General features: G+C 36.0%; 14 protein-coding genes, 1 tRNA gene and 1 pseudogene. 9 read left to right on the top strand and 7 right to left on the bottom strand.

Annotated elements, in window-relative coordinates:
- Nucleotides 1-82: 82 nt before the first annotated feature.
- On the top strand, nt 83-550 hold the full coding sequence (locus EWM59_RS15620) for a lipocalin family protein (RefSeq protein WP_130022166.1): 468 nt from the start codon (nt 83-85) through the stop codon (nt 548-550).
- A 47-nt stretch (nt 551-597) separates the two neighbouring features.
- On the opposite strand, the gene EWM59_RS15615 is transcribed toward EWM59_RS15620, so the two are convergent.
- Nucleotides 598-1059, bottom strand: coding sequence for a regulatory protein RecX (locus tag EWM59_RS15615; protein ID WP_130022165.1), 462 nt, complete (start codon nt 1057-1059; stop codon nt 598-600).
- A gap of 3 nt (nt 1060-1062) precedes the next feature.
- Complete coding sequence (locus tag EWM59_RS15610; RefSeq protein ID WP_130022164.1) at nt 1063-2886, bottom strand: ABC transporter ATP-binding protein; 1824 nt, start codon at nt 2884-2886, stop codon at nt 1063-1065.
- 368 nt (nt 2887-3254) lie between these two features.
- On the opposite strand from EWM59_RS15610, the gene EWM59_RS15605 reads away from it, so the two are divergent.
- Nucleotides 3255-3686: a CHRD domain-containing protein gene (locus EWM59_RS15605; RefSeq protein ID WP_130022163.1), complete on the top strand. Its 432-nt coding sequence runs from the start codon at nt 3255-3257 to the stop codon at nt 3684-3686.
- Between the two features lie 106 nt (nt 3687-3792).
- On the opposite strand, the gene EWM59_RS15600 is transcribed toward EWM59_RS15605, so the two are convergent.
- The 4 genes from EWM59_RS15600 to uxuA all read right to left on the bottom strand — a co-directional run bounded on the left by EWM59_RS15600 (nt 3793) and on the right by uxuA (nt 8476).
- Complete coding sequence (locus EWM59_RS15600; protein WP_130022162.1) at nt 3793-5169, bottom strand: MATE family efflux transporter; 1377 nt, start codon at nt 5167-5169, stop codon at nt 3793-3795.
- Between the two features lie 337 nt (nt 5170-5506).
- Nucleotides 5507-6175: a bifunctional 4-hydroxy-2-oxoglutarate aldolase/2-dehydro-3-deoxy-phosphogluconate aldolase gene (locus EWM59_RS15595; RefSeq protein ID WP_130022161.1), complete on the bottom strand. Its 669-nt coding sequence runs from the start codon at nt 6173-6175 to the stop codon at nt 5507-5509.
- A 41-nt stretch (nt 6176-6216) separates the two neighbouring features.
- On the bottom strand, nt 6217-7224 hold the full coding sequence (locus tag EWM59_RS15590) for a sugar kinase (protein ID WP_130022160.1): 1008 nt from the start codon (nt 7222-7224) through the stop codon (nt 6217-6219).
- A 55-nt stretch (nt 7225-7279) separates the two neighbouring features.
- The gene (gene uxuA / locus EWM59_RS15585) at nt 7280-8476 is read right to left on the bottom strand and encodes a mannonate dehydratase (RefSeq protein WP_130022159.1); all 1197 of its coding nucleotides are present in this window, start codon (nt 8474-8476) and stop codon (nt 7280-7282) included.
- A gap of 257 nt (nt 8477-8733) precedes the next feature.
- Between uxuA and EWM59_RS15580 the strand changes: the two genes are divergently transcribed.
- The 7 genes from EWM59_RS15580 to EWM59_RS27645 all read left to right on the top strand — a co-directional run bounded on the left by EWM59_RS15580 (nt 8734) and on the right by EWM59_RS27645 (nt 13285).
- Nucleotides 8734-8808, top strand: a tRNA-Val gene (locus EWM59_RS15580).
- Nucleotides 8809-9029: 221 nt separating this feature from the next.
- On the top strand, nt 9030-9734 hold the full coding sequence (locus tag EWM59_RS15575; protein ID WP_130022158.1) for a hypothetical protein: 705 nt from the start codon (nt 9030-9032) through the stop codon (nt 9732-9734).
- A 51-nt stretch (nt 9735-9785) separates the two neighbouring features.
- On the top strand, nt 9786-10118 hold the full coding sequence (locus EWM59_RS15570; protein ID WP_207219993.1) for a helix-turn-helix domain-containing protein: 333 nt from the start codon (nt 9786-9788) through the stop codon (nt 10116-10118).
- Nucleotides 10119-10122: 4 nt separating this feature from the next.
- Nucleotides 10123-11508 carry a DUF3987 domain-containing protein gene (locus EWM59_RS15565; protein WP_130022156.1) on the top strand — a complete coding sequence of 462 codons (1386 nt, stop codon included), beginning with the start codon at nt 10123-10125 and terminating at the stop codon, nt 11506-11508.
- 96 nt (nt 11509-11604) lie between these two features.
- Nucleotides 11605-12609, top strand: coding sequence for a DUF6371 domain-containing protein (locus EWM59_RS15560; protein WP_130022155.1), 1005 nt, complete (start codon nt 11605-11607; stop codon nt 12607-12609).
- Nucleotides 12610-12666: 57 nt separating this feature from the next.
- A complete protein-coding gene (locus EWM59_RS15555; RefSeq protein ID WP_130022154.1) occupies nt 12667-13008 on the top strand; it encodes a hypothetical protein in 342 nt (113 codons plus the stop codon).
- A 4-nt stretch (nt 13009-13012) separates the two neighbouring features.
- The gene (locus EWM59_RS27645) at nt 13013-13285 is read left to right on the top strand and encodes a hypothetical protein (RefSeq protein WP_165372189.1); all 273 of its coding nucleotides are present in this window, start codon (nt 13013-13015) and stop codon (nt 13283-13285) included.
- Nucleotides 13286-13297: 12 nt separating this feature from the next.
- Here EWM59_RS27645 and EWM59_RS15550 read toward each other — a convergent pair.
- Nucleotides 13298-13420 (bottom strand): annotated as a pseudogene (locus EWM59_RS15550) (ATP-binding protein); the annotation flags it as partial.
- Between the last annotated feature and the right edge of the window lie 530 nt (nt 13421-13950).

Here is a 13950-nt window from a genome sequence, read left to right as displayed (position 1 = left end):
TCTCAACAACCCCCTTGTATTACACAAACGTAGTTGTATATTCGAAGCAGTTTAATATTTTTTAATCCAAAGACAATTTTTCATGAAAGTTTCTTCTGTAATCCGTAAATTTACCGTATTGCTTGCGCTATCCACATTAGCCTTAACAGTGATGAACTGTTCGAAGGATAAAGATACCCCTGAGGCTCAAATAGTTGGTACCTGGAAAATTTCTAACCTTTTTTATAAGGAAGGAAGCGACCCTGAACAAGATTTATATCCGCTTCTTTTGTTGTCTTCTCCTTGTATTTCAAATGTTACCATTACTTTCAAATCAAACGGAACCGCCACTTCGTCTGTTCCTAATGATTGTCAGGATGATGCTGAGGACTTCGTTGGAGGTGTTGACAATGCTACTTATGAAGTAAAAGGAGATAAACTTATTCTTACTTCATCTGGCACAGCAGAAGAAGTTCCTGTTTCTTTCAGTGGTAAGCAGATGTTCTGGACATTCACTGAAACTGATGCAGGTGTAACAACCACCGTTAGAATGGGTTTTACCAAACAATAAAAACGCCATCAATAATAAAGCCGGGTTATTTTCATAGCCCGGCTTTATTATTTTTCTGATTTATTAAGAATAGTCCATATCAAATCGCTTTCAAAGCCTTTGCTCATGGCGTAACGTGCTACTTTCTGTTTCAGAACCGCAGGTTGTTTTTCAGTACGTAATTCTCTTTTTTTCTTTTCAATCAGAGTATTCAGGGTTTCTATATAATCTTCGTCATCAATTTCTGCAAGCCCTTCTCTGATTGAATGTTCAGATAGTTTACGGGCTTTTAATTCGTAGAGAATCTTTTGCCTGCCCCAATGTTTTACCCTGAATTTGCTCCCGGCAAATATTTTAGCAAAACGCCCTTCGTTCAGGTAGTTTTCTTCTATCAGATATACAATTATCTCATCGGCTTCGTCTCCTTCTACCCCTAACTTCTGCAGTTTTTCACGCACTTCTGCCTGTGTACGCTCCTGATACGCACAAAAATTGGCGGCTTTTATGAGAACATCTTTCCGAATAATCATAGCTTATAAAGTCTGCATCAAACTTAATTTCTTATAGAAGCCATCAGGAATTTTCAACAGGTCTTCGTGCGTACCTCTTTCAATAACCTCTCCTTTATGAATAACCAGAATCTCATCGGCATTCTGGATAGTACTTAAACGATGGGCAATTACTAAAGTTGTACGGTTCTTCATCAGGTTTGTCAAGGCATCCTGCACCAGTTTTTCAGATTCGGTATCTAATGCCGAAGTGGCTTCATCTAATATTAATAGCGGAGGATTCTGTAAAATGGCCCGGGCAATAGACAAACGCTGGCGTTGTCCACCCGACAATTTGGTTCCCCTATCGCCAATAACGGTCTGATAACCATCGGCCTGTTGCATAATAAAATCATGGGCATTGGCTATGCTGGCCGCTCTTGTTACCTCTGCTTCTGAAACATTTTTACCAAAGGCTATATTATTAAAAATGGTATCATTAAACAAAACAGCTTCCTGCGTAACTATTCCCATTATATTACGGAGTGATTGTTGAGAAACCTTTTTCAGATTAATGCCATCTATCAGAATTTCGCCACCTGTTGGGTCATAGAACCTCGGAACAAGGTCGGCAACCGTAGATTTCCCTCCACCTGACGAACCTACCAGCGCTATGGTTTTTCCCTTGGGTATTGTAAAGTTAATATCCTTCAATACCTGAATGTTTTCGTCGTAAGAAAAATTTACGCCACTGAAAGCCACTTCCTTCTTAAATTCATGTATTTCTACTGCATCAGGCGCATTTTTAATCAAAGATTCGCTGTCTATCAGATTCAGTACTCTTTCACCGGATGCTAATCCTCTCTGGGCAGAACTAAAGGCATTAGAAATATCTTTTGCCGGACGCATTACCTGTGAGAAAATGGCGATATAGGCCATGAATTCTGAGGCATCAAGGCTTGAATCGTTCGAGAGAATCAGTGAACCTCCATACAACAAAATGCCTATTACAACAAATACGCCCATAATTTCCGAAAATGGTGAGGCCATTTCACGTCGGGCAGCTAAACTGAAAATAGATTTACGGTATCCCTGGTTTTCTTCTCTGAATTTGTCTGTAACAAAAGCTTCTGCTACAAAACCTTTTACTACCCGCATACCACCAAATACTTCATCCATCAGACTGATTAAATTACTTAACCTTTGCTGAGCCTCGCCCGCATTATGCCTCATTTTTTTTACCAGCGTAGAAATAAAAATACCTGAAATAGGGATAACCAGTAATGCAAAAAGCGTAAGATTCCAGGAAATAGCAAACAGAGCATAAATGAAAGAGAGGAACAAAAACACTTCTTTGGTAGCTGCAGAGAAAGTATTAGCAATAGAATTTTCTACCTCTTGCACATCTGTTACAATACGAGAAATCAAGTTGCCTTTACGTTCGTTACTAAAAAAGCCAAGATGCAGTTGAACAGCCTTATTGAATACTTCCTGACGAAGATTGGCAACCATATTAGATTTAAACCGCTCTAAAAGCCTGACACTTAAATACTTGAATATATTTGATAGTATAATAGTAACCGCCAGTACCCCACATACAAATAATAAGGCCCCTTGTTTACCATGTTGACTTAAAAATTTTGCAAAATAGAAATTAAATTCTTTAATGACACTAAAGCCCTGACCCGGCGAAAGCATTTCGTTCATTTCTTTTGCATCAACCTGGTCGAAAAGGACGTTTAATATAGGGGTCAATAAGGTAAAATTCAGTACGCCGAAAATACTTGCTAACAAAGACGTAATCAGAAACGGAACAACGAAATTTCCTAAAGGTCTGGCATACGAAAGTAATCTGAGGTAATTCTTCATTGAGGCTCACATCAACTCTTTTTTCAGAGTTTCTAAATACTACAATTTTAAAAGCTGCAAAGTTCGGAAAGAACGCAGGATAATACTACTAATGAACCTGTTTAAACTTTTTATTTAGTAACGAAAATGTGCATTTTTTTAATTAGACGAAGATAAAAATTGAGAGCGTAGTAGAACTACGTGCGAAATTTTATCTGAAGTATAATCAAAAAAAGGCCATTTGTAGTCGAAAGAAATAAGTTTAAACAGGTTCAATAACACTAAAAAGCACTTTATGGAAATTTAAGCTATTTTCATCTGTCTACGCAACCCTTGCATTTAAACATCCGTATTGGCATTATTAATCATTCTAAAAGCGTTTATTAGCCATGAAAAAAATCCTTGTAATTGCTTCTATCTTATCAATTATGCTCGTTGTGTCATGTAAAAAAGACGAGGTAGATTCTAACGAAGTAAAATTTGGTGCAACTCTGAAAGGTTCTGAAGAGGTTCCGGCTGTAACAACAGATGCCACAGGAACTTACGAAGCCACTTACAACAAAGAAACAAAAATTCTGACTTACACTGTTACCTACACAGGTATTACACCTACAGCCTGGCATATCCATAAAGGAGCAATGGGTTCAACAGGCCCTGTTGTATTCAATTTCGGACAAACCTTTACTTCCCCTTTTAATGCCGCAACTATTGCACTGACAACTGAGCAAGAGACAGACTTAATGAATGGAATGTATTATGTAAATATCCACTCATCGAAATCACCTTCCGGCGAAATCCGAGGGCAGCTTTTGAAAAAGTGAGTTTTAACTGAATGAAGTGCAAGCCCATCCAACGGATGGGCTTTATTTTTATACTTCTCTCACTTTCAACAACATAAACAGACCCGATGCCCATTGCTCCATGCCTTTACACCTGCTTGGTTTTCCATCTTCCCATTCTGAACACAAAAATGGCCATAACCGCCAGTATAGACTCGCTAATGGCAATTGACCAAAACACGCCTGATGGCCCCCAGTTAAATACATTAGCAAAAAGATAAGCTAAGGGTATTTCAAGTGCCCAGAAACAAATCAGGTTCATGATGGTTGGTGTTCTGGTATCGCCTGCACCATTCAGTGATTGCCCGATTACCATGCCATAGCCAAAGAAAACATAGCCTAAACAAATAATCTGCAAACACACTACGCCTACATCAACTACCTTTGGATTATCGTTAAAAATACTGATAAAATCCTTTGCAAATACTGAGAATATAATACCAACTAAGAGTAAGAAACCCATATTATAGAGACCTACTCTCCATACCGAAGCTTCTGCTCGTTCGGGTTTTCCAGCACCTAAGTTTTGTCCAACCAATGTTGAGGCTGCATTTGATAGCCCCCACGATGGCAGAATAGTAAAGACGATGATTCTGATGGCAATGGTATAACCTGCTACTACATCGCTTCCAAAACTTGAGAGAATACGTGTCAGGAAAATCCAACTGGCCGATTGAATCAAAAACTGGCCTGTGCCACCTGCTCCGATATTCACAAGGCTTTTAATTACCTCTCCATTAGGAGCAAACTGGCTTTTTTCAATCTGCATATTCCCGTTTCCACGAAGGATGGCATATAACTGATAAATAACCCCAATGGTACGCCCGATAGTAGTGGCAATGGCTGCTCCTTCTACACCCATTCCCATGACCGGAATCAGCAGGAAGTCCATGCCTATATTGATAAAATTAGCCAGAATAATAGACCTCATCGCTGTAGAAGCGTCGCCGGCACCACGCAAAGCTCCACTTAAAGTATACAGCAAGATAATAGAAGGACTACTGGCAAAGATAATTCTGGTAAAATTAGCTCCATTATCAATCAGATGCTGATCACCACCCATGAGTCGCAGAATATCTTCGGCAAAAACAAAACCCAATATGCCTACTATTATTCCAAAAATCAATGAAATAATAATTACCTGAGCCATAGCCAATCCGGCTTCTTTTTTATTGCCCTCACCCACACGGCGTGCCACTACAGCTGTAGCGGCTGTACTAAGCCCGATAGCGACTGAGTAAATTAAGGTAAGTACCGACTCTGTGAGTCCAACAGTAGCCACACCCTCAACACCTACATAACGAGCTACAAAAAAGGCATCAACAATAGCAAAGAGTGATTCTCCGACCATCTCTAATATCATAGGTACTGACAATAGAAAAATAGCACGGTTGATATTTAATTCTGTATAGTTTTGTTCTTCGCCACGAATGGCTTGCATTAACAATTTAAAAAAATTCCGCATGGGATTAAACAATTTACAGCCAATAAAAAACGGCACAACACCGCCCTATTGGGTGATATAAATAATAGTTCTAATGAAAGGATATAAGAAATAAGACTACTAAAAGTTACAAGAGCAACTTTAGTAAAAAAGAGAAAGAAAATAATCCGTCTTTAACGGATGCGAACTGAAGCGGTCATATACATGGGCCTTTTATAGTTTTGTGCCGCAAAGATATATTTTTGCTTTTTGAGAAGCAAAAAGTTTAGAAATAAAATTTCGTATAATGCCTAAAGAACAAAGTGGTAAGTACTCATACACGAGACCTTACCACTTTTTACCTGTGTATTTAATAATACTATGCTTTTAACTCTTTGATAATATTTAATGCGTAGCCAACAATGTTGGTAACTTCTGCAAAGTTTTTACTTGCCAGTACTTCTTTAGGCACCAATTGCGACCCTATGCCTACAGCGGTTGCTCCTGCACCAAACCATGTTTTCAGACTTTCGCTGGTAGGAGATACCCCGCCTGTTACCATTACCTGTACATCAGCCATTGGTCCTTTTAATGCTTTTACAAACGCTGGTCCTAATACTTCACCCGGGAATACCTTGATAAATTCTGCACCTGCCACACGAGCATTGTAAATCTCTGTAACAGTCATGACACCCGGCATCCACGGAATACCCGCTTCCTGACAAACAGCCCCTACCTCAGGATTCATGATGGGTGCTACAATAAAGTTTGTACCTATTTCTATGTATTTTTTAGCTGTGGCAGCATCATAAATAGTACCAATACCCAGAATCATTTCAGGCATTTCGGTTTCTGCTATACTGATTAATTCTTTGAAATTAGTATATGAATTTTCAGTACGGTTGGTAAACTCAAAAACCCGTACACCTGCCGCATAACAGGCACGTAATACGCCCAGACAGATGTCGAGGTCATTATGTGTAAATAGAGGCACTAAGCCTGTTGCACTCACCTGTGCCAGAGTTGTATTTTTATCAAACCGTGCCATGCTGTATTGATTACTTATTTCCTTGGAGTTCTTTGTTATAATTAACGTTTTAAGCGACCCGATTTATCGCCACTCATCACAGATTCTACTTCCGGCACAGTTACCAGATTCTGGTCGCCTTCAATGGTATGTTTCAAAGCACCTGCGGCTACACCAAACTGCAAAGATTTCAGGTCGTCCTGTAAAACTACCTGTCCATAGATAAAGCCACCTAAGAAAGCATCGCCGGTACCGATTCTATCCACAATATGCGTAATATCCTGATAATCGGTTTCTATTAATTCTTCTCCGGTCCACATTTTACCGTTATACTGATTATGTGAAGCGCTTACCTGTACCCGGTCGGTATCGATTACCCTTTTTATGTTCGGATATTTCTCCATCAGCATTTTACATGCCTCCACAAATTTGCCTTTCTCGGCGGTTACTTTCATAGAGAATATTTCTTCAATATTCTTTCTGCTGGCCAAAATGATGTCGGAATAAGAAGCCAATTCAGGTAGAATATCCTGTGGAGTTTTACCATATTTCCATAAATTACTGCGGTAATAAATATCTGATGAAACAGTAATGCCTAATTTCTTGGCCGTTTTTACGGCCTCTAAACAAGCCTTTGCTGCTCCTTCTGATAAAGCTGGAGTAATGCCACACCAATGGAACCAGTCGGCTCCTTTCAGAATCTCTTCCCAATTAAACCAAGAGGGGTCCAGGTTAGCAAAGGCCGAATCCATGCGGTCATATACAATCTGACTTGCACGCATCACGGCACCTGTCTCTAAAAAGAAAACACCGATTCTATCGCCTTGTAATTTTACATGACTGGTATCTATCCCTAAAAAACGTAAATACGCTTTGGCTTTTTGTCCCATCAGGTTATCTGGGAAACAGGTTACATGTGTAGCGTCAAAACCAAATTTTACCAAAGAGGCGCCCACATTCATTTCAGTACCACCAAAAGTAGCATTGAAAGATTGTGCCTGCTCGATTTTCTGAAAATTAGGGGTTGACAGACGAAGTAATATTTCGCCAAAGGTTACGATTTTAGGCATTTGCGTATGTGCTATATCTTAATACTGAATATTCTAACAAATGTAAGGATTAATTCTACTTATGAAAGTAAGTACGGCTGATACCCAACTCTAATCCTCGTAACTCGGCTAAACCACGTAAACGGCCAATAGCTGTATAGCCGGGGTTTGTTCGTTTGCCTGCATTAAGGTCGTCAAGCATCTTGTGTCCATGGTCAGGTCTGAATGGCAGTCTTATGTCTTTTCGGCCATCGTCTATTCTTCTTTTTTGCTCAGTAAGCAAAGCTTTCATTACGCCAAACATATCTACATCACCTGTCAGGTGGTCTGCTTCGTAGAAATTCCCTTCGGCATCACGTTTCGTCGCTCGCAGATGTATAAAGTTTATTCTGTTACCTAACCTTTCTACCATTCCCACCAGGTCATTATCGGCTCTTACCCCATAGCTGCCAGTACAAAAACACAAACCATTGTATTTGCTTTCGGCAGCCTCCAGTAGCATTTTAGCATCAGCCTCTGTACTCACCACACGAGGCAAACCTAAAATAGGGTAGGGAGGGTCATCCGGATGAATAGACAATAAAACGCCATTTTCTTCGGCCACTGGAGTAATAGCTTTGATAAAATCATATAAATTCTGGCGAAGCTCTTTATCGCCAATGTATTTATAAGTATCCAGTATATCGCGGAAATCCTCTATTGTAAAACTCTCTTCACTACCCGGTAACCCTGCAATGATATTTCGGGTTAACCGATGAATGTCAGTTTCGCTGGCTTTTTCAAACCATTCTTTTGCTTTTTTTAGGTGGCTTTCTGAATACGACTTTTCTGCGTCTTTTCTTTTTAAGATATGTACCTCAAAAGCGCAGAACTCATTCATGTCAAATCTAAGAGCCGTTGAGCCATCGGGCATTGGGTAATCCAAATCTGTACGTGTCCAGTCCAGAATAGGCATAAAATTATAGCATACCGTATCAATGCCACAGGCAGCCAGATTTGCCAGACTTTCTTTATAATTTTCGATATATTGCTTATAATTACCAGAAGCCTTTTTAATGTCTTCATGCACTGGTACGCTTTCTACCACCGACCAACTGAGGCCTGCCTTTTCTATTTCTGCTTTTCGGGTTTGTATTTCAGATTTTGTCCAGACTTGTCCGTTTGGAATATGATGGAGTGCCGACACTATTCCTGTAGCTCCTGCCTGTTTTACGTCAGATAAACTAACAGGGTCGTTTGGGCCGAACCAGCGCCAGGTTTGCTCAAGAGCCATAAGTATAAGGTTGAAATGGTGATGTACAAAATTAGGTTTAAGTACCTAAGTCTTCAAATAATATTTTGATAAAATTAAGTACTTTTTTGACAAGAGCAGGCATTAATTCAGGAGGAAATAGCGTGGTTTTTGTAATTTGTAAATGCAGAATATAATTTTATAAAGAAAATGAAGAATTTTGATTTTTTTTTGAGATAAAATTTGGATTAAAAAAAATAAGACTGCACCTTTGCAGTCCCAAATCACAACGGGGATATGGGAGTTTAGCTCAGCTGGTTCAGAGCATCTGCCTTACAAGCAGAGGGCCGGGGGTTCGAATCCCTCAACTCCCACTACAGTAAAAGCCTGATAATCAATCGATTGTCAGGCTTTTTTATTTTTTACTGTTTTTAGTAGAAATCTCCGGTGTAAACATGGTGTAAACAATTCTACTCTCAGTTATTCTTAATATTTTCGACTTTCAGTTTTGCTTTTTATTGATTTATAGATTTTTTTAAAAATATTTGTTGATTTATTTGTGTTATATATCAACAAATTATACATTTGTGATGTTATGGCAAAAAAACGAACTCTTAGTATAACATCATTCCTAAATGATAAGCTCAAACCTGTTAAAGAAGAAACAGGTTTTCGAGGCAAAATAATAAAATATTACCCTCTGTATTATAGAGTTACCTATAATAGGGAAGGAACGATGATTAAAAGTAGATTTGAAGATAGCTATAAAGAAATTGAAGATGTACCTAAAAGAATATTGGAAGAAGAAGAGAGTTTACTTCGTTCTATTGTAGAGTATGAAACAGATGGATTAATAGGTGATTTTGATTTGAAAAAACTTAAAAATAAATATGAAACCTATTCAAAAGGTGTTCATATTTGTTTAGATGAACATATTAGAAGTAGAGTAAAAAGAATATTAGGTAGAATCAATAATAATCCAGTAATAAACATAATAAACATTGGTAAATACGCCCCAAATAATCAAGCTGAGACATTAGTAAAAGTTTGCCAGCAACTTATTCCAAACTTTAATAAAATTGCAGGGGATGAATTTGCAGAGGATTTTAAGGCTTATCAAATTTATATGGACACTTTTAATATTATTCGCTTGACGTATACGCCAACCGTTACAAACTGGCTTTCTGATGCCACTCAAATAGAAATGAAAGAAAAATTAAGAAGCAAGGGACTTTTAGTACGTGATATTATGCCTATAATAAATACAATAACACATATCTTAGAGGACTCAATAAGGTAAAAAATTTTAATAAAAATGTTGATATAATGTTGATTTATAACAAAAATGTATATGAAAAGTATAATACTAAATGGCATCGAAGTCAATGAATTCTTAAATTCATTGAGAGACATAATGAGAGAAGAAATTGCGAAAACAAACGCAAATCCTCAGTCTATTAATGAGTTGATTAGCATACAAGATACTGCCAAATTTCTTGGAATGGCTAAGCAAACAATTTATCAATTAGTATCTGAAAGAGAAATACCCCACTACAAAAGGAGTGGGAAACTGTATTTTAAAGTTGAAGAGCTAACAAAATGGGTTGAAGATGGAAAACGAAAAACCATTAATGAAATTTATCAAGCTGATAATACTTCTATGAAATCAAATAAAAAGAAATAAGACAATGACCACTCGAATTTCACACACAGAATTTATCGAAGACATTGAGCAAAATCAAAATAGATTTTATCAATTATCTAATGAGGAATATAATGTAGAGCCCTTCCCGATTCATGTTTTCCCAGAATCTTTACAATATGTTATTCTTGCAACGCATGAGTGTTTAAAATATCCAATTGACTTCATTAGCTCTGCTATATTATATGCTATCTCCATATCTATTGGGAATACACACAAAATCAAAATTAAAGAATCATGGTTAGAAAATGCTGTAGTGTATGTATGCTTGGCTGGTAGAGCAGGAACAAATAAATCACATCCACTTAGCTTCGCCTTAAAACCAATATTGGATAAAGATTTCCTTTTAAGCCAAAAATATAAAGCCGAAATGCTTGAATATATTAAGATTAAGGAAATGAAGAAGCAGGAGAAAAACGAAGAAGAACCGTTAAAACCAATCTTGCAAAAAACAATATTGTCAGATTATACGCCAGAAGTAATTATTGAAATCCATCAAAATAACTTAAAAGGTTTAGGGATTTATATGGATGAGTTTGTTGGCTGGTTTAAAAACTTTAATAGATATAATAAAGGGAATGAACAGGAATCATGGCTTAGTAACTGGAGTGGCAAATCCATTATTTCTGACCGTAAAACAGGTGACCCAATATATATTTCAAGCCCATTTATTTCAGTCATTGGTACTATACAAATAGCCAGACTTAACGAAATTATTAAGGAATCAAGAGGGGATAGTGGTTTTATTGATAGAATTCTCTTTGCAATACCTGATAGTTTACAAAAGGAATATTGGACTGATATTAATATTTCTTCTGAAACAGTTACTGACTACACGAATTTCATTAATCAACTATTAGATATGCCCATATTCAAAGATGAATATCATAGGCCTATTGCAACTATCGTAGAGTTTTCAAATGAAGCTAAAGAATTACTATTTGAATGGCAAAGAAAAAATACGGACTTATGTCGTTCGGTTGATAATGAATCATTAGAGGGTATTTATAGTAAGCTTGAAGTATATATTTCAAGATTTTGCTTGATTCTTCAATTAGCGAAGTGGGCTGCTGGTGAAGAAGGAAAAGATATAATCTCTAAAGACACAATTATTAAAGCAATTGCTCTAACTGAATATTTCAGAAAAACTGCTGAAAAAGTTTATTACACTATCAATAGAAATAGCCCTAAGGATAAACTCTCAAAAGATAAATTAAAAGTTTATGAAGTCTTGCCTGAAAAATTTAAGACAGAAATTGGGCTAAAAATAGCTCTCGTGAATGGCTTAAAAGAACGAAATTTCAAGAACTGGCTAAACGACAAAGACCTTTTTGCTAAGGTTTCACATGGAGAATATGAAAAGTTATACTAAGACAAATTGCACTTTGCATTTTGTGCACTTTTTGCATTTTCTGCTTTTAAAGTGCACAAAGTGCAAGAAATGCAAAATGCAAAACACATTAATTTTATGAATCAATACCAATATAGTCTCGATAATGTAAGGGCAATTAAATTATTTGTCTGCCCTGCTTGCGGAAAAAAAGAATTTAAACTTTACAAAAATAATGAAACGGATGCATACTTATCAAATCATGTAGGTAAGTGCAATAGAATAGTAAAATGCAATTACCATTATTCTCCTAAACAATTTTTTGAAGAAAATCCTAATTCAAAAGTGCTTTTCTACCAGTCTCCTAAAACATTCAATGAAGTTAAAAGACAGGGAGATTTTATAGCAAGTGAATATGTTGAAGCTTCATTTAATAATAAAGAAAATAACTTTGGCATCTACGTAAAAAGTCTTTTTGGAAAGGAAGTGAGTGAGAAACTGATGAAAACTTACAAAATAGGTACATCTGATTGCTGGAGAGGAGCGACCATTTTTTGGCAAATTGATGGTAATTCTAAAGCACATACAGGAAAAGTTATTCTGTATAATTCAGTATCAGGAAAACGAGTTAAAGAACCTTTTCCTCATATTTCATGGGTACACACTAAATTAGAGAGAAATCTTGTATTGAAAAAATTCAACTTATCTCAGTGCTTATTTGGAGAACATCTTATAAATAAGTACCAACCTGATAAAGTAATTGCCTTAGTGGAGTCAGAAAAAACAGCAGTTATAGCAAGCGTATTACTTCCTGACCTTTTATGGCTTGCTGTAGGTAGCTTATCGAATTTAACAGTAGAACGGTGTGAGGTATTAACAGGTAGAAAACTAATATTGTATCCAGATTTGGGCATAAGAAATATAAAAGGGTTAACACCTTATGATACTTGGTTAAATAAAGGAGAATTACTTAAAAAACATTTAGGCTGCCAAGTAATTATTTCTGATTTATTGGAACAAAAAGCTAGTTTGAGTGAGAGAGAATCTGGCTTAGACATCAGCGATTTTTTAATAAGAAGAGATGAGAAATACGGTTGGGCATTAACAGACCATAATTATCCAGTATTCTGGGATACCTCTTAAAATCAAATATATCCGTATAAATACGAATTTATCTGAATAAATTTTAAAATCTGAAAAATGAAAACAATCAAATGTAAAAATTGCAACAATACTTTTGAGGGAAGACGTAATCGCCTTTTTTGCTCCACTGGATGTAAGTCTGAATTCAATAATGACTTAGCTCGTGAACGCAATAAAAGCCTTAAACAAGCTTTTGACCAAGTGAAATATAATAGAAATATACTGGCTCATTTATATCAATTATTTGGAAATAATCCTATTCAAGAAACTCTTCTTAACAGAGCAGGTTTCCAATTTGCTTATGTTAGCAGAATGGGACAGAAGCAGGAATTTGTTTATGATGATTACGCTCTAAATATCTCCACAAACAACATAATATACATCAAAAAACTATCCTAAAATTATGAATATAGAAAATATGACTCTTTCAGACTATATGGGAGATTGGTCTGTAGAAAGTGAAGCTCCTTCGGGAGCAAATTACTATGATTACAATTATGTCCATTCATCAAACAAAGAATCTTCTTTAGGAAATACAATATTAAAGTTGCTTCTATTTTTGGCTATTGGATGCATTATCTTCTTAGTTGGGTTTCACTGGGATACTATTAAAAAGAGGCTTAATAGTTTTATGGAAGCAGAAGAAAATAAGGTAATTGAAGAAATAAATAAATAATTGAGGAATCTCATGCAAATCAATTATGTCTAATAAAGGTCCTGATATTTTATTTAAGTATTTGCCTACTGCACCCGGAAGGCAGGTAAACTGTTTTTCTGGATGATTATTATAGCCACAGGCGCAGGGATTCATTACCTTTTAACGATTTACGAAATAATGTCAAAAAACCTCTTAAAGTATATATATATAAATCACTTAAAAACACTTGTTAAATGAATATGTTGATTCTTAGTCAAAAAGCAAAAATTGTTTTGAGATAGGAGTTATCCTGTAAATAGATATTTATTTTTGAAAAAGTACCGTAAAAAAAGTTTTTTATGTTTAATGAGATTATATTATTATTATTGGGTTTAATTAAAGACTAATATTAAAGTTTATACCGAGTAAGAGTTTACGAGCTATCAGTTTAAAAGTTATCTATTAAAACCTTATTCGGTATAAATACTATTATAAAAGGTAAAAATTCCGACAACAGTAAGTAGCGTAACCAAAAAGCAATTCTAAATTTTAATGGTAAAAGTTAAAATCATACTACCAAAGCCATTTTTTATTGTATAGAAAGACTTGAAGCTTTTAGAAAGATTTTACCCTTTCTTTAAAGCGTTTCATTGCTAAAAACGCATAAAGAATTTGTATACAATTAATATAATGCGTACTAACAA

Origin of the sequence: Emticicia agri (assembly GCF_004168285.1) — a bacterium.
GTDB classification, from domain to species: domain Bacteria; phylum Bacteroidota; class Bacteroidia; order Cytophagales; family Spirosomataceae; genus Emticicia; species Emticicia agri.
Note: the sequence above shows the minus strand (reverse complement) of the source record. Positions and strands in the feature narration are given on the sequence as shown.

Coding starts and splice junctions, on each gene's coding strand:
- EWM59_RS15620 (WP_130022166.1), top strand. CDS start 83: ATGAAAGTTTCTTCTGTAATCCGTAAATTTACCGTATTGCTTGCGCTA.
- EWM59_RS15615 (WP_130022165.1), bottom strand. CDS start 1,059: ATGATTATTCGGAAAGATGTTCTCATAAAAGCCGCCAATTTTTGTGCG.
- EWM59_RS15610 (WP_130022164.1), bottom strand. CDS start 2,886: ATGAAGAATTACCTCAGATTACTTTCGTATGCCAGACCTTTAGGAAAT.
- EWM59_RS15605 (WP_130022163.1), top strand. CDS start 3,255: ATGAAAAAAATCCTTGTAATTGCTTCTATCTTATCAATTATGCTCGTT.
- EWM59_RS15600 (WP_130022162.1), bottom strand. CDS start 5,169: ATGCGGAATTTTTTTAAATTGTTAATGCAAGCCATTCGTGGCGAAGAA.
- EWM59_RS15595 (WP_130022161.1), bottom strand. CDS start 6,175: ATGGCACGGTTTGATAAAAATACAACTCTGGCACAGGTGAGTGCAACA.
- EWM59_RS15590 (WP_130022160.1), bottom strand. CDS start 7,224: ATGCCTAAAATCGTAACCTTTGGCGAAATATTACTTCGTCTGTCAACC.
- uxuA (WP_130022159.1), bottom strand. CDS start 8,476: ATGGCTCTTGAGCAAACCTGGCGCTGGTTCGGCCCAAACGACCCTGTT.
- EWM59_RS15575 (WP_130022158.1), top strand. CDS start 9,030: ATGGCAAAAAAACGAACTCTTAGTATAACATCATTCCTAAATGATAAG.
- EWM59_RS15570 (WP_207219993.1), top strand. CDS start 9,786: ATGAAAAGTATAATACTAAATGGCATCGAAGTCAATGAATTCTTAAAT.
- EWM59_RS15565 (WP_130022156.1), top strand. CDS start 10,123: ATGACCACTCGAATTTCACACACAGAATTTATCGAAGACATTGAGCAA.
- EWM59_RS15560 (WP_130022155.1), top strand. CDS start 11,605: ATGAATCAATACCAATATAGTCTCGATAATGTAAGGGCAATTAAATTA.
- EWM59_RS15555 (WP_130022154.1), top strand. CDS start 12,667: ATGAAAACAATCAAATGTAAAAATTGCAACAATACTTTTGAGGGAAGA.
- EWM59_RS27645 (WP_165372189.1), top strand. CDS start 13,013: ATGAATATAGAAAATATGACTCTTTCAGACTATATGGGAGATTGGTCT.